This window comes from Pantoea sp. MHSD4 (assembly GCF_021043305.1).
GTDB classification, from domain to species: domain Bacteria; phylum Pseudomonadota; class Gammaproteobacteria; order Enterobacterales; family Enterobacteriaceae; genus Pantoea; species Pantoea eucalypti.
Window position 1 is genome coordinate 58090 of record NZ_JAJNDH010000006.1, and the last position, 18480, is coordinate 76569.

The 18480-nt window shown below is 54.7% G+C and carries 18 protein-coding genes; 7 read left to right on the forward strand and 11 right to left on the reverse strand.

Annotation, left to right across the window (positions count from 1 at the left end; translation table 11 throughout):
* Positions 1 to 38 precede the first annotated feature (38 nt).
* A complete protein-coding gene (locus LQK91_RS17305; RefSeq protein WP_003852093.1) occupies positions 39 to 536 on the forward strand; it encodes a TIGR00645 family protein in 498 nt (165 codons plus the stop codon).
* Between the two features lie 38 nt (positions 537 to 574).
* On the opposite strand, the gene LQK91_RS17310 is transcribed toward LQK91_RS17305, so the two are convergent.
* On the reverse strand, positions 575 to 1543 hold the full coding sequence (locus tag LQK91_RS17310) for a LysR family transcriptional regulator (RefSeq protein WP_105099945.1): 969 nt from the start codon (positions 1541 to 1543) through the stop codon (positions 575 to 577).
* Between the two features lie 93 nt (positions 1544 to 1636).
* On the opposite strand from LQK91_RS17310, the gene LQK91_RS17315 reads away from it, so the two are divergent.
* The 4 genes from LQK91_RS17315 to LQK91_RS17330 all read left to right on the forward strand — a co-directional run bounded on the left by LQK91_RS17315 (position 1637) and on the right by LQK91_RS17330 (position 5714).
* Positions 1637 to 2839, forward strand: a complete 1203-nt coding sequence (locus LQK91_RS17315; protein ID WP_008926326.1) for an MFS transporter — start codon at positions 1637 to 1639, stop codon at positions 2837 to 2839.
* Between the two features lie 61 nt (positions 2840 to 2900).
* The gene (locus LQK91_RS17320; protein WP_003852099.1) at positions 2901 to 4247 is read left to right on the forward strand and encodes a cation:proton antiporter; all 1347 of its coding nucleotides are present in this window, start codon (positions 2901 to 2903) and stop codon (positions 4245 to 4247) included.
* Between the two features lie 22 nt (positions 4248 to 4269).
* The gene (locus LQK91_RS17325; protein ID WP_008926325.1) at positions 4270 to 4614 is read left to right on the forward strand and encodes a hypothetical protein; all 345 of its coding nucleotides are present in this window, start codon (positions 4270 to 4272) and stop codon (positions 4612 to 4614) included.
* A 167-nt stretch (positions 4615 to 4781) separates the two neighbouring features.
* The gene (locus tag LQK91_RS17330) at positions 4782 to 5714 is read left to right on the forward strand and encodes an alpha/beta hydrolase (RefSeq protein WP_003852102.1); all 933 of its coding nucleotides are present in this window, start codon (positions 4782 to 4784) and stop codon (positions 5712 to 5714) included.
* Positions 5715 to 5831: 117 nt separating this feature from the next.
* On the opposite strand, the gene LQK91_RS17335 is transcribed toward LQK91_RS17330, so the two are convergent.
* The 7 genes from LQK91_RS17335 to LQK91_RS17365 form a co-directional block, all read right to left on the reverse strand.
* The gene (locus tag LQK91_RS17335; protein WP_105099946.1) at positions 5832 to 6911 is read right to left on the reverse strand and encodes a porin; all 1080 of its coding nucleotides are present in this window, start codon (positions 6909 to 6911) and stop codon (positions 5832 to 5834) included.
* Between the two features lie 197 nt (positions 6912 to 7108).
* Complete coding sequence (locus LQK91_RS17340; RefSeq protein WP_003852105.1) at positions 7109 to 7855, reverse strand: glycerophosphodiester phosphodiesterase family protein; 747 nt, start codon at positions 7853 to 7855, stop codon at positions 7109 to 7111.
* 37 nt (positions 7856 to 7892) lie between these two features.
* A complete protein-coding gene (locus LQK91_RS17345; protein WP_105099947.1) occupies positions 7893 to 8996 on the reverse strand; it encodes an extracellular solute-binding protein in 1104 nt (367 codons plus the stop codon).
* Between the two features lie 31 nt (positions 8997 to 9027).
* Positions 9028 to 9864: an ABC transporter permease gene (locus tag LQK91_RS17350; RefSeq protein ID WP_105099948.1), complete on the reverse strand. Its 837-nt coding sequence runs from the start codon at positions 9862 to 9864 to the stop codon at positions 9028 to 9030.
* Positions 9861 to 10730: an ABC transporter permease gene (locus tag LQK91_RS17355; RefSeq protein ID WP_105099949.1), complete on the reverse strand. Its 870-nt coding sequence runs from the start codon at positions 10728 to 10730 to the stop codon at positions 9861 to 9863. The genes LQK91_RS17350 and LQK91_RS17355 overlap by 4 nt, the downstream gene beginning before the upstream one ends.
* The gene (locus LQK91_RS17360; protein ID WP_105099950.1) at positions 10727 to 11863 is read right to left on the reverse strand and encodes an ABC transporter ATP-binding protein; all 1137 of its coding nucleotides are present in this window, start codon (positions 11861 to 11863) and stop codon (positions 10727 to 10729) included. Before LQK91_RS17360 ends, LQK91_RS17355 begins: the two co-directional genes overlap by 4 nt.
* A 255-nt stretch (positions 11864 to 12118) precedes the next feature.
* The gene (locus tag LQK91_RS17365; RefSeq protein ID WP_008926320.1) at positions 12119 to 12892 is read right to left on the reverse strand and encodes an inositol monophosphatase family protein; all 774 of its coding nucleotides are present in this window, start codon (positions 12890 to 12892) and stop codon (positions 12119 to 12121) included.
* A gap of 300 nt (positions 12893 to 13192) precedes the next feature.
* Here LQK91_RS17365 and LQK91_RS17370 point away from each other — a divergent pair, with 300 nt between their 5' ends.
* Positions 13193 to 14323, forward strand: coding sequence for an ROK family transcriptional regulator (locus LQK91_RS17370; RefSeq protein ID WP_008926319.1), 1131 nt, complete (start codon positions 13193 to 13195; stop codon positions 14321 to 14323).
* 57 nt (positions 14324 to 14380) lie between these two features.
* Here LQK91_RS17370 and gorA read toward each other — a convergent pair whose 3' ends face one another.
* Entirely contained in the window at positions 14381 to 15733 is a 1353-nt protein-coding gene (gene gorA, locus LQK91_RS17375) for a glutathione-disulfide reductase (RefSeq protein WP_008926318.1), read from the reverse strand.
* 128 nt (positions 15734 to 15861) lie between these two features.
* On the opposite strand from gorA, the gene rnz reads away from it, so the two are divergent.
* Entirely contained in the window at positions 15862 to 16773 is a 912-nt protein-coding gene (gene rnz, locus LQK91_RS17380; protein ID WP_105099951.1) for a ribonuclease Z, read from the forward strand.
* On the opposite strand, the gene LQK91_RS17385 is transcribed toward rnz, so the two are convergent.
* Both LQK91_RS17385 and LQK91_RS17390 read right to left on the reverse strand, forming a co-directional pair.
* The gene (locus LQK91_RS17385; protein ID WP_105099952.1) at positions 16770 to 17588 is read right to left on the reverse strand and encodes a CPBP family intramembrane glutamic endopeptidase; all 819 of its coding nucleotides are present in this window, start codon (positions 17586 to 17588) and stop codon (positions 16770 to 16772) included. The genes rnz and LQK91_RS17385 overlap by 4 nt on opposite strands.
* A 6-nt stretch (positions 17589 to 17594) precedes the next feature.
* Positions 17595 to 18437, reverse strand: a complete 843-nt coding sequence (locus tag LQK91_RS17390; protein WP_008926315.1) for a 23S rRNA (adenine(2030)-N(6))-methyltransferase RlmJ — start codon at positions 18435 to 18437, stop codon at positions 17595 to 17597.
* Positions 18438 to 18480 lie beyond the last annotated feature (43 nt).

Here is an 18480-nt window from a genome sequence, read left to right on the forward strand (position 1 = left end):
TTATACTGCCGGTCCTGTTTGATTATTCGTGGGATTGTATGGAACGTTTTACCGAAAACCTGATGTATGCATCGCGCTGGTTGCTGGCTCCGGTTTACATTGGACTTTCGCTGGGATTACTGGCGCTGACCATTAAATTTTTCCAGGAAATTTTCCACCTGCTGCCCAACATTTTCAGCATTGCGGAAAACGATCTGATTCTTCTGCTGCTCTCACTGGTGGATATGACGCTGGTTGGCGGCCTGCTGGTGATGGTAATGCTGTCGGGTTATGAGAACTTCATCTCTAAACTCGACATCGACGAAGACAAAGAGAAGCTGAGCTGGCTGGGCAAGATGGACTCCGGCTCGCTGAAAAACAAAGTCGCTGCCTCCATCGTTGCCATCTCGTCGATTCACCTGCTGCGGGTGTTCATGGAAGCGCGTAATGTCGAAAACGACAAACTCATGTGGTACGTGATTATCCACCTGACCTTTGTGCTCTCTGCCTTTGTGATGGGCTGGCTGGACAAAATGTCGCGCTACGATAAAAAGTAAAGTATCCCCCTGGTGGCCCGTTGACGCGGGCCTCTGCGTTATCCTTTCCGATCTGTTTTTCCTGAACGACCTGCTGGCTGCGACGCCGGACGCGTGCCCGCCAGCTGCGGCATCACCTCTTTAATCATCGCAAAAAAGTGTTGCAGCCTGGCCGGGTAGTAACTCGCCCAGGGATAAGTCAGCCACACCGGCAGCGGTGGTGCCTGCCACGCAGGCACCAGCTGAACCAGGTCGCCATCGGCTAAATCTTCCTGTACCGCCCAGGAGGAGACAATTGCCGCACCCATGCCCGCCAGCGCCGCTTTGCGCACCGCATACAAACTGTCACTGCTCAGCCGTGGCGTAATCGCCAGATTCACCGGCTGGCCATCGTCAATCTTTTGCAATGCCACTTCGTTACGGTAAAAACTGGTGAGGGCCAGCCATGGCAGATCACGCAGCTGTTCAATCTGCGCTATGGGCGGATACTGTGCCAGCAGGTGCGGGGCCGCCACCACAATGCGCGGCACTTCGGCCAGCAGAACCGCCACCACAGAGGGATCGGTTGGCGCACCGACCTGAATGGCGCAGTCGACATTCTCGGCCATAAAGTCGGGCGTGCGATCGTTCAGCATCCACTCAATATTGAGCCGGGGATAGCGATGCAGATAGTCCACCAGTGGGGCGATCAGCTGATCCTGGCCAAAGGCGTGCGGGGCACGAACCCGCAGTGTACCGACCGGATCGGCACTGGCGCCGGTCAGCTCATCTTCCAGCGTATGCCAGGTCGCCAGCAGCTGCCGTGCCTGGGCGTAGCAGCGTTCACCATCATCGGTGAGTTTCAGCGCATGCGTGGTGCGCAGGATCAGCTTCAGCCCCAGCCGCTGCTCAAGGGTCTGCAGCCGACGACTGACGGTAGGTTGTGTCGTACCCAGCTGGGCCGCGGCGGCCGATAAGCTGCCACTCTCGACGATACGGATAAAGGTCTGCATCAGGTCGATGCGATCGCTGCTGTTAGGATTGTTCATACGTACCACGCATAACGGTTTTGCCTGATATCAGTCTACCGCGTATAACCGCGATGCGCTTTAATGGTTGTACGAAATGAAGAGGATTACAGCATGTCAGCCATATCAACCCAGACTCAAAATGAATCGCTCTCCACACCGCTGGTGTTTACCCTGGCCGCGGGTGCCGGACTCAGCGTTGCGTCGATTTACTACAGCCAGCCGATGCTGGATATCATCAGCAAACAGTTTAACGCAGGCATTGGCGCAGTCGGTATGGTGCCGATGCTGACCCAGGCGGGCTATGCACTGGGTATTCTGCTGCTGGCGCCACTGGGCGATCGTCATGACCGTCGCACCATTATCTTCATCAAGGGCTTACTGCTGGTGGCAGCGCTGCTGCTGTGTGGTTTTTCCGGTGGGCTCAGCGCGCTGCTGATTGCCAGTTTTATCACCGGCCTGACGGCTACGGTGGCGCAGGATATTGTGCCTGCATCGGCGGCGCTGGCCCCGGAACGCAGCCGGGGTAAAACGGTCGGCACGGTGATGACCGGGCTGCTGGTTGGCATCCTCTTGTCGCGGGTGGTCAGTGGGGTGGTGGCGGAGTATTTCGGCTGGCGCACCATGTATATGATTGCCGCGCTGGCGGTGCTGCTGATTACGCTGACGCTGTGGCGTGTGCTGCCGCGCTTCACACCGGGTACCTCGGTAAGCTACCCGCGCCTGCTGCTGTCGCTGGTGCATCTGTGGCGTCACCACCAGACGCTGCGCCGGGCCGCGCTGGCGCAGGGTCTGCTGTCAGTGGCCTTCAGCGCCTTCTGGTCGACACTGGCGTTAATGCTTAGCGACCGCTTTCATCTGGACAGTGCCGTTGCCGGAGCCTTTGGTTTAGCCGGTGCAGCGGGCGCCATGGCGGCACCGCTGGCGGGCAGTTTTGCTGACCGCATTGGTCCGGCAAGGGTCACGCAGGCGGGTGCCGCGCTGGTAACGATCTCTTTTGCGCTGATGTTCCTGCTGCCATTACTGCCCATGCCGGCGCAGCTGGCGCTGATAGTCGTCTGTACTATCGGCTTTGATTTAGGCGTACAGGCCACGCTGGTGGCGCATCAGACGCTGGTCTACGGCCTGGCCCCGGAAGCACGTAGTCGCCTTAATGCGCTGCTGTTTACCGTGGTGTTTATCGGTATGGCGACCGGTGCGGCGCTGGGCAGTCTGGCGCTGGCACACTGGGGCTGGAATGGCGTGGTTGCACTCGCCACCATAGCTGGTGCAGCCGCTGTCGCGGTCCGCTTCGCCAGTCGTCACCTGAAAAACTGACACCTCGCCCGTCAAAAAATGTGCCAGGCTTATTCATAAACCCGAAATATTCTGGAGTGTTATGAACTTTTTAGCCTGGACAGCAGCGACGGGCGGCCTCCTGCTGCTGATGTCGCTGGCTTCCGGTTGGATTCACCGGGGGCCAGTCACCTCATTTGGCCTGTTTCTGATCGCGGGTATGCTGTGCGGCCCGTGGGGATTTGATGTTATCCACCTTGATATCGTTACCCATTCCGAAGCCGTGGCCCACATCACTGAAATCACCATGGCAGCCTCGCTGTTTATCACCGGTCTCAAGCTGCGTCAGCCGCTGCAGAACAACTGCTGGCACACCGGGCTGAAGCTGGCCTTTCCCGCCATGCTGCTCACCGTCGCCGCGATGACCCTGCTGGCACACTTCCTTGTGGGATTAGACTGGCCGATTGCGCTGGCGTTTGGGGCGATTGTCGCACCCACCGATCCGGTGCTGGCGAGCTTAATCTCGGTCAATGATGCGCAGGATGATGACTCGCTGCGTGTGGCAATATCCAGCGAGGCGGGCATGAACGACGGCTCCGCATTACCACTGCTGATGCTGGCGCTGCTGCTGTTCAATGGCGAAAGCCTGAATGGCGCGATGCTGGCGCACTGGGGCGCGGTCGAAGTGCTCTGGGCGATTGGCGGCGGTCTTGTCATCGGTTTTGTGCTGGGGCAGTTGATCGGCATGCTGGCGACCCGACTGCGCAATGCCAATGGCGATGTCGCACCCAATGATTTTCTGGCGCTGGCGCTGATAGCACTGAGTTATTCACTGGTGGAGTGGCTGGGTGCTTCCGGCTTCCTGGCTGCCTTTGCCGCCGGGCTGGGATTACGCCGCGCAGAACTGGGCGTGTTCCGTCGCCATCAGCCGGACGATCTCTCTGACGACGAGCGTATATTGCCCTCTGAGGCGCTGGTAAATCCTAACATGCGTCTGGCGCATCAGGGCGGCACGAATATGGTCAAATCGATTGGGTTTGTAGTAGGCGACGCCCTCTCTTTTGGCGATACTATTGAACGTTTACTGGCGGCTGGCATGATGGTGGTGCTGGGCGTCACACTGGCGCAGCACTGGAACATCTACGGCGTGCTGATTGGCCTGGTGCTGTTTGCGGTGGTGCGACCGCTGGCCGTCTGGCTGGTAACAATGCGAGCCGGACTGCCGCTGGGGCAGCGCTTGCTGATTGGCTGGCTGGGCATCCGGGGGATTGGCAGTCTGAATTACATCGCCTATGCCTGGACGCACGGGATGCAAGGCCCGCAGATGGAAATTATGACCAATATGGCGTTAACGCTGGTGGTCTGCAGCGTGGTGGTTCACGGCACCACCGTGACGCCGCTGCTGAACTGGCGTCAGAAGCGCCTCGAAGCCCTTCAGCGCAAGGTTTAACCCGAACGAACAGGAGTTAAGAATGAAAGTAACTCAGATAGTGCTGCTGAGTATCCTCGCCACCGGCAGCGCGCTGGCGGCGGATGACACTGACACTGAGCAGAATGTTTACGCCAGTCAGTTATGCCACATCGTCAGCGGCGAGAAAAAGGTCGCCACTGCAGATCATTACGTTGAGCAGATGAAATCGACCGTGGCGGGCGGCCAGTCACCGTCGGCGATGAATCAGCCCGAATTCGACGAAGAGTCTGCGCGTGAAGTGGCCAGTGCCTGGCTGCAACTGGGGGACGATGAGCGAGCCAAACTGCGCGTCAACGAACAGCAGTGTGAACAGGCCGTGATGGCGCAGTTCCAGCAGGAAGATTAACCAGACGGAATGAAATAAAACGCGCCTGCCGGGCGCGTTTTTTTATGGCTTTTCAGGGGCTGTTGCGTACATAATCGCCAGCCAGTGCACCAGACTTGCATTTGTTCATACTTCTTTAGCCTACCGCAACGGTTTGCTGACATTTCGGGCTTCACACAACAGGCATTATGATTACGCGTCGACGCTTTATTCTCGGCACGGGAGCGCTCGGGCTCTCCATGACCACCGGCAAATTATTTGCCCGCGATGACATTATTCCCCTCTGGCCGGATGATCCGCCCGGCGGCGGCGGCCCATCCGGCCAGCTAAATATTAACAGCACCGGTTCCTGGTCAAATATCGTCAGTCCGGCCATTCAGCGCTTTAAACCGGAAAACCCCAATGGTGAAGCCGTATTAATCGCTGCAGGCGGCGGTTATCGCTGGATCGGTATGGGCCGCGAAGCCTGGCCGGTGGCACGCTGGCTCAATGCCAGTGGCTATACCGCCTATGTGCTCAGCTACCGGTTGCCGCATGAGAAGTGGCAGGCGGGACGGCTGGCACCGCTGCAGGATGCGCAGCGTGCCATCCGGCTGGTGCGATCTTTTGAGCGCAAAGTGCATGCACTGGGCTTCTCGGCAGGTGGACATCTGCTGGGATTGGCGGCAGCGCGGCCAGATTTTGCATCGTATCCGGCCATCGATCCGCTGGATGAAGTGGTGCCGAAAGTCGACAGTGTTGGCCTGATCTATCCGGTTATTACCCTGGAAGCGCCTTATCAGCACACTAATACCCATCTGATGATGGTCGGCAAAAATGCCACGCCGCAGGATGAGGCGAACTGGTCAGTGCAGAACTATGTCACCCGGCAATATCCGCCCACGTTTCTGGCGCAGGCCGAGGACGATCACACCTCAAATCCGTTTAACACCGAGCTGATGCGCGATACCTGTCGCCGCAACCGCGTGCCGGTTGAGCTGATTCAAATCAGCAAAGGCGGACATGGATTTGGTCTTGGCAAGGCGGGCACGCCCGCGGCGTTATGGGATCAGGCGTATGTTAAGTGGCTGGAAAACCTCCGTCAGGTTGCATACCTGGGCATGCACGACTCATCCCTGTAACCCTTCCCCTTGCGACTGACGTAAAAAAAGCCGGCATTCGCCGGCCTCGCGACAGTAGCGATTTTCAGGATTGAAGCGACACAGGTTAAAGCTTGTGTGCAGGCAGAGGCCGCCTGATTAAAACTGATAGGTCAGGCCCATAGCGATACTGTCTTTCGTCGAAATGCCGGTGGCACGCGTAAAGTCGTTTTCCTTCAGCAGGTTAATGCGATAGTCCACGTAGGTCAGCATGTTCTTGTTGAAATAGTAATAGGTGCCCACCGCAATATATTTCTGCATCGTCTGACTGCCCCCGGCAAAATTTCCTGCGCCCTGCAGGTTTTCGCCACGCTGCGTGACAAAACCGACTGAAGGGCGCAAACCGTTCAGGAACTGGTACTGCGCAATTGCCTCAACGTTATGGGTTTTGTCAGCGACCTGTGCCAGCTGTCCATAAGGCGTAACGTCACTGGCTTCGCCATACATGGCGGCCAGATAGATCTGGCTGGCATCATATTTTGCAGAGGTTACCCAGGCGGTGGCATCGTCTCCCTGACCGTCAGCTTGCTGAGTCAGCGTCCGTTTTGCTTTCATCCCTGCCGCCGCAATGCTCAGTCCATCGGTAATGTTGTAAGTCAGGCCAGCACCGTAACCATCCCCGTTAGCCAGTCTGGCGGTTGCGCGGTCATTTTTCCCTTGATACTGCAGGGTTAGCTTTAATCCACCCCACTCCGGAGAGTGCCAGGTCGCGAGGCCGGTTGAGCGTTTTGACAGGAAGTTATCGTTAGTGGTCATGGTGCCGGAACCGTAGACCGGTGCCATATCCGTATAGGCAGAGGCGGTATACAGTACCCCAAAGCTACGGCCATAATCTAACGAGCCGAAGTCGACCATTTTCAGACCTGCAAAGCCTAAACGTGTGGCATTCCCCGTTTGCGCGTCGCTACCGCCTTCACTGTGATTCAGCTGGAAATTGTATTCCCATTGACCATAACCGGTAAGCTGATCATTAATTTGCGTATCACCTTTAAAACCCAGGCGTGCATAAGAGTTGTCGCCATCTTCTGCAATATTATCTGAGAAAACATGGCGCGCATCGACTTTACCGTACAGGTCGAGCTTATTTCCATCTTTATTATAAATTCCGGCGGAGCATGCAGAGAATGAGACCATAAAAAACATTGCATACGGCGCGGCTGTTTTTATTTTATTGTGCATATCATCTGCCCTTTTCAGTTAGCTGAAGCATGAGGAGGTTACCGCTCAGGACGGTATTTATTTCAATCTCACATTCGTATTGTTTAATCGCTAAATCATGAAATGGTGATATCGGCCATAAAGGTTATGGCCATTTTTTATAATGACTTTCCCTGGTGTTATTACATTCTGGTAGCGTATTTCCTGGTGATTTTTTATTAAAAGGCTAAGTCAGGTATATCGCTTAATACGGTTTGCGCGCCCGCATCAATATATTTTCGGGCAAGAACCGGGTCATTGATCGTGGCAATCGCGAATTCAATACCTGAACGGGCCAGTCGCGCCAGGTCTTCGTCTGTCGCGAAGTCACCCAGGAAATGCAGGATCTGGCAACCTGTTCTGGCGAGAAGCGCCGCGGGGTCTTTCGGCGGGACGCAAACCGCCAGCCCGCGGGGTACGTCAGGCATAAGCCGTGCGGCAACCTGCAGCGAAATCTCAGAAAAACTGCTGATGAATAATTTCTTCTCGCTTGCTGGCCACAGTGATTTCAACTGAGCGATCGCAATCTCCGCCGTCTCCACTTCCTGCCCGGAGGTGGGTTTGATTTCCAGTTGTAGCCCGACGCCTTTATCCAGTACAAAGCCGACTGTTTCAGCCAGTGTAGGCACTTTCACGCCCCTGAAAAGGTGGCCGTAACATACGCCAGCCTCCAGCGACCGGATCTCATCCAGGGTCAGATTCGCCACATAGCCTTTGCCATTCGTTGTCCTGTTTACGGAATCGTCATGAATAATGACCGGGTGCATATCTTTGGTGAGTTTGACATCCACCTCTATCCACGTTGCGCCGTGTTCCACCGCCGCCAGAAACGAAGGTAGCGTGTTTTCCGGTGCCAGTAGCGGTGCTCCCCGATGGGCAATCAGACGGGAGTTCACTACACGTGCAGGGTGTTTTTGGGTCGACATTATTGGCGTTACCTTCTGTTAGGGTTATATCGCAGGTCTATCTGAGCAAAACCTGGTTAGAAAATTCGGTTCTGACTTCATCACCCAGCGGTTTAGGCATGAACTGGGTGCCATGGATACGCTCTTTGCTGTTAATCAGTCCGGCATCACGATTTACGTCTTTGTTTTGAGGCGTAATGCCATAAACCTGCTGAAACAGCCGTTGGGTGGTGGGCAGCGTCAGCCAGTGGATAAACAGCAACGCTGCCGCTTTATGGGGGGCGTTTACAGGTATCGTCACCATATTTCCGCCGCCGGGCATGCCGAAATCGGGGATATAGAGCCGGATCGTTTTCGGGACTTCACCGTGGTTTTCTAATCCCACCAGATAATCTTCCCAGGCGGGGACCAGCAGGAATTCACCGCTGACCAGCCGGGTGACGCTGTCGGCGTTGGAGGCCGTAATGATGTAGTTGGGGCGCTGCTGTTTGAACCAGTTCCAGGCCGGCTGCAGAGCCGTCAGGCTTTTTAGATCCGCATCGCCTTTCGTGAAATCAAAACCCGGTACCCGTGTGCGCGTCACCGATTCAATAAAGGCCGGGCCGGATCCGCCGTTTTCAACGTTGAAGCCAAACTCCTGACGATGACGCTGCAGAAAGGCCGTAATCTGCGGCAATGTTCGCGGTAACTCACTTTCTTTCAGGCGGCGCGAATCGTAGGCCAGACCGGTCTGGTTGCCCCAAAATGCCACGCCATAGCCTTTACTGTCCGTTCCCTCAATGGTGTAGTTCAGGGTTTTGCCTGCCGGCAGCAGTGTATTAATCGGGCCAAAAAACGTTTTCTGAGGTGATACGGTCCCGAATGCCCCGCCGCCAATCGAAAACAGATCAATGTCACCCGTATCCCGTCCCCGGTCTGCCATGAGTTTATTAATATTACCCTGTAGTGTGCCTTCAGACAGGGTAACGTTAATACCGTACTGTTTTTCAAACAGGCTGACCTGCTCTTTTAAACGGTCCTGGTAATACCATTGATACCAGGTTAATTCCCCTTCTTTTTTCGCCTGTTCGACAATCTGTTCCCAGTTCATCGTAGTTAAATCCTGAGCCTGGCTACAGAAAGCCCCGGCCAGCAATAATATTGCAGCAACGAATCTGAACATATGTTTCCCCAATAACGCGAATTAAAGACTGTCAGCCTTTTCCTGCAAAGGCGGCGACAGGATTTCTTGTCAGTAATTTTTCTGCAATCAGCATTAAAATGACATTTGGCACAACCAGCATTAAAGAAATGACCGCCGCATTGGGTCGAATAAAGTTATAACCCAGATAAGAATAGAGAATGGCCGGGACGGTAATAAAATCGGGTGAGCCAACAATGAAACTTATGGCGAACTCTTCTATTGATAACGTAAAAACAATAATTAGTGCGGCAAATATTCCCGGCCTGATGGTGGGCAGGCAGGCGACTAAAAAACGGTTTATCACCGAAGCGCCCATATCCCGTGCCGCATCAAGCGTGTCCTGGCGTATCTGCGAACACGACAGGGTGAGAATGCGCACGGCATAAGGCATCAGGATAATAATATGCCCCAGCAAAATGCCGCCAAACCGGCTGTGAATGCCCGCCACGTTAAGCAACATGGAAAAAAACAGTGCCACGACAAAGCCCGGAACGATAAGCGGCAATAAGATCGCATTCTGTAAAAAATGCTTGCCCGTAAACGACATTCTGCCAAACGCCCACGCGGCAGGCAGAGACAGCATCAGCGTGCAGACCGAGACGGTTGCCGCCAGTAAATAGCTGTTCCTGAGCGCCTGCGGTAACGCGGTCGTGGTCCAGACTTCCACCCAACGGCCCAGTGAGACAACCGGCGGCAGCGCATCTGGCCATGCCCACGGATGGGTTTTATCGACCAGTGACCACAGGACGGTCAACATAAAGGGAATGACCAGCCACAGCATAAACAGGGCGGTGATAATGATCATCATGACGATTCGCAGCGGGGATAAGGTCTCTCTGGCTTTCATGATCGCTGTTCTCCGGCTTGTTGTAGCCACTTCGCCAGGGCGGCAAGCACGACTGCACCGACAAAAGCCGCCAGCATTAAAATCACGGCGACAACCGCGGCAAGATTCCAGCCCTGGGCGCTGATTTCGGGGAAGCGCAGCATGTATTGCGAAAGAGAGAACACGCTGGTCGGCCCCGCAACGACCTGGAATGAAAAGTCACCTAATGCACCGATGAAAATCAGCACCAGCGACACCTGAACGGACTTGATAGATAAAGGCAGAATGATCTGTAACAGCCGGGCAGCTCTGCCGGCACCCAAATCCCGCGCGGCATTAAAAATTTCGTCACCAATCGCGCGCAGGCTGCCGGTAATAATCAGCAGCGCATAGGGAAGCTGTTTCCAGACCTGCAAAATAATCACGCCCGTTCCCCAGCGGTCATTTTGCATCCTGATGGGGTGAGAGATGATCCCCAGTTTAAGTAACCCCAGGTTAATAAAACCCTGCCACGAAATCAGATTGATAAACAGCAGCGCGGCAACCAGTCCGTGCACCATCAGCGGGGCTTTAAGCAAACCGCCCATCAGCATTGAGCCGGGAAAGGGTTTTCTCAGCCACAGTGCCAGCGGGAGCGCCAGCGCGACGGACAGAACGGCACTGATGACGCCAATTTTGAGTGAATAGCCTGTCGCGCGCCAAAGCTGACTGTCGTTCAGGATGGTTTGCCAGTACTGAAGTGTGAAATGCGCCGGCGCGCCAAAATTAAACAGACCAACGGACTGCGCCAGCGCCATGATGACAATCAGCACCAGCGTCAGCACGACCGGCGCGATGGCAGGCAAAACCAGCAGCCAGCTAAGCCTGTTGCGGTTGCGCATTTTCATGAACAGCTTTCCTGTAAAAAACGGATTCTGTCTGGCGCAATGGAGAAGTTAACCCGATCACCTTCCTGTATGGTGTTTTTGCCGACTAACTGGATACACCACTGATAGTCTGTTTCTTCATGCCCAATCGGATGAACCTGGAGTTCAGAAATATTGCCAAGAAAACTCACGGCACCGATCTCAAAAGCCCGGGTGTTTTTCCCCCTATCCTGTTCGCTCAGCAGGGCATCCTCAGGACGCCAGAAGGTATAGACCTTGTCCGAGACGGGCGGCTGGTGACTGTGTATTTCCATTTCGCCCATGACACACGCAATACGATAAATACCGCTGCTGCTGTCTCCGTCCAGTACGCGGGCTTCCATCACGTTAGCCTGACCGACAAAACCGGCGACAAAGCGGTTTATCGGGGAATAATAGATCTCATCCGGCGTACCGATTTGTTCGATCTTTCCGGCATTCATGACCACCACAACGTCAGACATCGACAGGGCTTCTGCACGGTCATGGGTAACATAAATGGCGGTAAATCCATGGGAGCGCTGAAGCTGTCTGATCTCCAGTCGTACCTTGTCCCGTAATTTGGCATCCAGATTTGACAGCGGCTCATCAAACAACACGATTTCCGGACGCACGGCCAGCGCTCTGGCAAGCGCCACGCGCTGCTGCTGACCGCCGGATAACTGCGCCGGCAGTTTAGGCAAATGCGCATTGAGTGATACCTGAGCAGCGGTCTGCGCTACGCGATCGTGAATATCCGTTTTTGCCATCTTCATCTGCCTGAGGCCAAAACCGATATTTTCAGCAACGGAAAGGTGAGGAAAAAGCGCATAGGACTGAAAGCACATCGCCGTGTCGCGATGTTCAGGTTTGACATGATGCATGTCCTGCTGGTGGATCAGTACTTCGCCACTATCAAGACTGTAAAAGCCGGCAATGACTTTAAGCAGCGTGGTTTTGCCACAGCCAGAGGGGCCAAGCAGGGAAACAAATTGCCCTTTTTTGGCCTGCAGTGAAATGCCGTTCAGCGCGACAAAATCGTCAAATGTCAGCATGGCATTGTGGATTTCTAGCGTGTTCACGTGGTCTGCTCCGTCATAAAATGCCAGGGATTTCTTAATTAATGCGATGCGCATAATAATCAGGCGTAGTGAATTTAAGCAATTTCAGAGAGGTTAAGAATTTATTAAGTTTTTAAAACCTATATTTAACAGGTTAATGTAAGGTTTATTTGAAATCGTATGTTTAACGCGCTAATTATTTTAATGCATTATGATTAATATTAAGTTCAGAGGGTTAAGATGCTCTGGCAGAGCGCGCACAGCGGGCAGGGCAGCGGGGAGACGCTGTCCTGAAATGCAGTGATAAGGTAAGTCCGGGGCAATGCGTGGTCAGGCAGGCGTAAATCGAGGATAAGGGATAAACCGGGCAGAAAGGCGGTTCATTTCGGGCGTGCCGACACTCACATGTGTGCTGCTTTTTTCCTGTGTGCCGGCAAGATGCGCATCCAGTCCCGCCGCTTTACAGAGGGCATAGCCCGCAGAAACGTCCCACATGCTGCTAAAACATTCCTGATAACCGTCGACGTAACCCAGCACGCTAAAGGTTAAACCGACGGTGGCACAGCGATAGCGCACAACATTCCAGCCGTCGTCCCGATAGGCCTTTTCAATACAGAGCTGATGGGTGAAATCCCATGATGGACTGTCGCCAATCGCCACGGTTTTAAGCCCCCCGGCGATCACAGGCCGTTCAAAGGGTTCACCATTCAGATAAACACCTCTCTCTTTGCCGCCGCTCAGCATGAGGTTTAAAACGGGATGGACGATCACGCCCATAACCGGCTCGCCATCCTGCACATAGCCAACAGAAATCCCCCACAATGACGAGCCGCGCAGGAAGTTACTGGTCCCATCAATAGGATCAACAGACCAGTAGCTGGCGCTGAGCTCACCGCCATACTCTTCACCGATAACAGGATCCTGTGGGAAATGATCTCCCAGACGCTGCCGGATCAGATTTTCCACTTCCCGATCGGCTTCACTGAAGACATCCTGCGGCCTTTTTTCGCAGACCTCTAATTCACTCAGCTGTCTGAAATAGTCCAGAGCCAAAAGTGAAGCCTCTTGTGCGATACGTTCAGCAACCTTTAAGCGCGTTTCCATTGTTTACCTGATGCATAAAAAGAAGCGTGTGTATGGAGGCAAAACCCAGTGCACAGCGAAAATACCCATCCGGACATCAGGCTCGCTTTTAATATAATGCTCACTGCATGATATTAGAGTGTCTCTCTGCTATGTTTCACTATTATGATGCTTTTATGATCTCGATAAGCAGGGCAGGAGAGGCTGAAAATCAGCACATTTTACGAAAACATAAAGGCAGGGCCCTTTACTATTCGTCATGCATAAAAGCATGCTAGGGTATTAACAGAACCCATTATTAAATATGGTGAGGACAACGCTGTGGTTCATGGATATTCCGCTGGTCATGATGTCGAACTTAATCGCAGTGAAAAACTCATTCTGGAGCTTGTCCGCCGTAACGATGGCATTTCCCGCTCCTCACTGGTTTCGCAAACCATTTTGAATCAGTCATCTGTTCACCGTATTGTTGATACGCTGACCGAAAATGGCTTTCTCAGCCTGGGGGAATCGCCGTCCCAGGGAAGAGGCAAGCCCAGCCCGTCGTTATCACTGAATGCGAATGCACGTTATGGTTACGGTATCTCTATTAACTCAGACAGTGTTGCCGCCAGCCTGATTAATTTCCGGGGCGGTATTACAGAATACTGCGTACTGGATACGCATCCGCGCGACCCTGCCCGTACCTTACTCAATATCAAACATCACTATCTGGATACCTTAAAACAATACGATATTTCGCCAGAAAAAGTCTGTGGTGTGGGATACAGCATGGCGGGCTTTCTTTATGATTCCCGAAAGTATTTCAATCCGCCTGAACCTTTAAAAAACTGGATGGGTATCGATCTGCGTCGTGAAATTACCATGTTATTTGATCGACCGGTATGGATTGAAAATAACGCCACGACGGCGGCGCACGCTGAAGCCTTTTTAGGCGCCGGGCTGAAATACGATACGTTTGGTTATCTCTCTTTTAATTATGGATTCGGCGGTGGCATCGTGATTAACGGTAAACCGTTCCAGGGGGCATTTGGTAATGCGGGGGAGATCAGCCGTATTTTTACGCCGGAAGAGGGCAAGCTGCGGCCGGCTCTGGGGATCCTGATCGATCGGTTACGTCACGGCGGTATTGAAATTAAAGATATTCGCGATCTCAATCATAAATTCGATCCGGCCTGGCCGATTGCGCAACAGTGGGTAGAAGAGGTAACGCCAAACCTGCATCGGGCAATGGATGCCATGAATGCGGTGATCGATCCCGCGGCCATTATCTTAGGAGGCGAAATTCCCCGGAAGCTGGGCGAAATGTTCTTAGCCATGCCGCGGACGTGTTCGGGTAAACGCTGGGACATTTCTGCGGAATATCCGGATATTCTGCTAAGCGCCATTGAGGGAGACAGTTCGGCACTGGGCGCGGCACTGACGCCGTTGCGGGAAACCTATTTTAATTAAGGCCGTTACCCGCAGAACAACGTTTCAGCGGGTAACGGATGCGCATGAGGTGAGTTACTAGCGCATTGTCACAAACTCTTCCGCTGCGGTCGGGTGGATCGCCACGGTGTTATCGAAGTCTTTCTTGGTCGCACCCATTTTCAGTGCCACGGCGAAGCCCTGCAGCATCTCATCCATGCCGAATCCGATGCCGTGAATACCAACAATCTTCTCATCGGCACCCACACAGACCAGCTTCATGCGGCACGGCTGGCGATGCTGGGTGACCGCGGTGTACATGGCGGTGAACGACGATTTGTAGACCTTCACCTGGTCATCGCCATACTGTTCGCGCGCCTGTGGCTCAGTCAGTCCCACGGTACCAATCGGTGGATGGCTGAATACAACGGTCGGAATATTGCTGTAATCCAGATGCTCGTCCGGTTTGTTGTTAAACAGACGCTCAGAGAGACGACGGCCAGCGGCAACCGCCACCGGTGTCAGCTCAACCGCACCGGTGTTGTCACCCACAGCATAAATGCCTGAGACATTGGTGTTCTGAAACTTGTCGACATTGATATAGCCTTTGTCGTTCAGCGCCACGCCCGCAGCTTCGATGTTGAGGTTATCGTTGGCTGGCTCACGGCCAATCGCCCAGACCAGACAATCGACAATATATTCACTGCCGTTTTCCAGCTGCAGCGTCAGGCTGCCATCGCTGTTTTTAATCACGGCTTTTGGAATGGATTCGGTGTGCAGCGCCGGGCCTTCCGTGTTCATCACTTCGACCAGCGTCTCGGTAAGCAGCGGATCGAAGCTGCGCAGTGGTGCATGTTTACGCACGAACAGGTGGGTTTCTGAGCCCAGCGCATTTACCACGCCGGCCAGCTCGACCGCGATGTAGCCCGCGCCGATCACGGCGGTGCGTTTTGGCAGGGCATCCAGCTCAAAGAAACCGTCGGAATCAATGCCGTACTCCGCACCCGGAATATTGGGGTGAACCGGACGACCGCCGGTGGCGATCAGAATATGGTTAGCCGTAATAATCTCGCCGTTAACTTCAACGCTGTGCGCATCGACAAAGCGGGCAAAGCCTTTGATCACTTCAACCTTGTTCTTACCCAGCACGTTGTCGTAAGAGTTATGGATGCGGTCGATGTAGGCGCTGCGGTTTTTCACCAGTGTGGCCCAGTCGAAGCGATTCACCGTGGTGTCAAAGCCATAATCCGGCCCGTAGAGATGGATAGCTTCGGCGATTTGTGCAGCGTGCCACATGATTTTTTTCGGCACGCAACCCACGTTTACGCAGGTGCCGCCCAGCTCTTTTGCTTCAATCAGGGCACATTTCTGGCCATACATAGCTGCACGGTTAATTGAGGCGATGCCGCCGCTGCCGCCGCCAATGGCGAGATAGTCGAAATGTCGGGTCATTGAAGTATCCATCCGGTTGCATAAAAAATTGGGGTTGAGTGTAACGCTGGAGGTCGAAATGACGCAAAGTTTGCGCCTATGATTGTAATAGGGTTCTGTTTTTTCACTCGCTTACAGGGAAGCATACCATGCACCTTACTTTTCTTGGCACCGGCGGCGGTGCTCCCAGCCTGCAACGTAACGTGACCTCCATTGCTTTTACCCGCGCACTGAGTGGTGAAACCTGGCTGTTTGACTGCGGGGAAGGCACGCAATTACAGTTTATGCGCTCGAGCCTGAAACCGGGCAAGCTGGACAAGATTTTTATCACCCATCTGCATGGCGATCATATTTTCGGGCTGCCGGGATTACTCACCAGCCGGTCGATGGCCGGACTGACCTCACCGATCACGGTCTATGGCCCCAAAGGATTAAAGACCTTTGTTGAGACAGCGCTGTCGATCAGCGGCTCCTACACCGACTACCCGCTGAGCCTTGTTGAGATTGAGGCGGGCTGGACGCTGGATGACGGTGAGTTTCGTATCAGTGCCTGGCCGCTGAGCCATCCGGTGGCGTGTTTTGGCTATCGCATTGAACAGCACGACAAACCCGGCCTGCTGGATGCCGCGCGGCTCAAAGCGGAAGGCGTGCCCCGTGGCCCGTGGTTCCAGCAGCTGAAGCAGGGGGAATGTGTGACGCTGGAAGATGGGCGGGTAATCAACGGCGCTGACTATCTTGGCCCGGCGACACCCGGCAAAAAGCTGGCCATTTTTGGCGATACCGCACCGACCGACGTCGCGTTGCAACTGGCGGCGGATGTTGACCTGATGGTGCATGAAACCACGCTGGAGGCGGCGATGATGGAGAAAGCCAACGGACGCGGGCACTCCACCACCCTGCAGGCCGCCGACGTGGCAAAACGCGCCGGGGCAAAGCGGCTGATCGCCACCCATTTCAGCTCCCGCTATCTGGCAAAGGACATGAGCCGCCTGCTGGCGGAGTGCCAGACGATTTTTCCCCGCACTGAGCTGGCCTCGGATCTGGCCGTATTCACTGTTTAGTGATGCAGTGCCGGATAGGTAAAGAAAAGCAGATGGGTGAGGTTAAGGGCAAAGTGCAGGGCGGTCGCCAGCCATAACCGGCCGCTCCAGTGCCACGCCAGACCGTAAATCAGCCCGGCCAGGGAGGCGAATACCACCAGCAGCACGCCGCCCTGGATATGTGCCAGCCCAAACAGCAGCGAGCAGATCAGCAGCGCGGGCATCCCTCCCAGCGACTCTCTCAGCCGCTGTTGCAGATAGCCCCGGAACAGCGCCTCTTCGGCCAGCGAGACAAAGAACAGATTCGCCAGCATAAACGCGGGCAGCCACGGTGGATTGTGAAGCTCAAATGCCAGACCACCCAGCAGCACGGCACTACACAGCAGCAGCGGCACGGCGGTGATTAACGTCAGTGCGGCAATCCACGGATAACGCGGCGGGCAGGCACGAGCGCGGAACAGCGTCGGCAGGCAGGCCAGCAGCACAAAGGGGATCAGCGCTTTATCGGCGTTGAAGGAGAAACTGAACGGCAGGCTCCGGGCACCCGTCTGCACCTCATCGACCTGGAGGGGATTGTTAAAGCCAGGGAAAAGATGGAGAAACAAGCCCAGCGAAATCAGCACCAGTAGCGCCTCGCTCAGGATTTGCTGGCGGGAACGGATCGGGTCAAAGCGGCGCAGCGCGACCAGTGCGGCGATCCCGCCCAGCAGCGGCAAGACCGGCCAGGTCAGAACCTGATGATAAAATCCCAGCAGCGCGGCGAGCGCTAACAGCAATAGCGCCAGCCGCCGGGCGGGTTGCAGGGCGCCCAGCGCACCTGCCAGCAGAATCCACATGAGGACTTATTCAGGAACGATCTGATTCACTGCATAGTGACCCGTTCCGGTCGGAACCAGTTTCTGGTGCAGCCACGGCAGCAGGGTATTCATCTGCTGGGCCAGCTTCCACGGTGGGTTAATCACGATCATGCCAGAGGCCGTCATGCCGCGCTGATCGCTGTCCGGACGGGCCGCCAGTTCGATCTGCAGAATATTGCGGATGCCGGTTGCTTCCAGGTCGCGCAGCATGTGTTTGATCTGCTGGCGTAACACCACCGGATACCACAGTGCAAAGACGCCGGTGCCAAAGCGTTTATGGCCTTCCTGAATGCCTTTCACTACCGCCTGGTAGTCGCTTTTCATCTCATACGGCGGATCAATCAACACCAGACCGCGACGCGACGGCGGTGGCAGTTTCGATTTTAACTGCTGATAACCGTCGGCACGATCGACGCGCGCGCGGTTATCTTTGCTGAATTCGTTACGCAGCAGCGGATAGTCGCTGGAGTGCAGCTCAGTGAGTTGCAGCTTGTCATCTTCACGCAGCAGATGACGGGCGATCAGCGGCGAGCCAGGATAGTAGCGCAGCGTGCCACTGCGGTTCAGCGCACGAATCGCATCAAAATAGGGCTGCAACAATTCCGGCGCATCGGGCTGCTGCCAGATACGTGAGATGCCTTCCAGATATTCACCGGTACGCTCGGCGTGCTCGCCGCTCAGCTGGTAGCGACCTGCGCCTGCATGGGTATCCAGGTAGAAAAACGGTTTCTCTTTCTCTTTCAGCGCCGTGATGATCAGGCTCAGAACGGTGTGCTTCAGCACGTCGGCGTGGTTGCCAGCATGGAAGCTATGGCGATAACTCAGCATTGTTTATCCTGTTGAAAGTATAAGGTTTTAATTGATGGAAAAT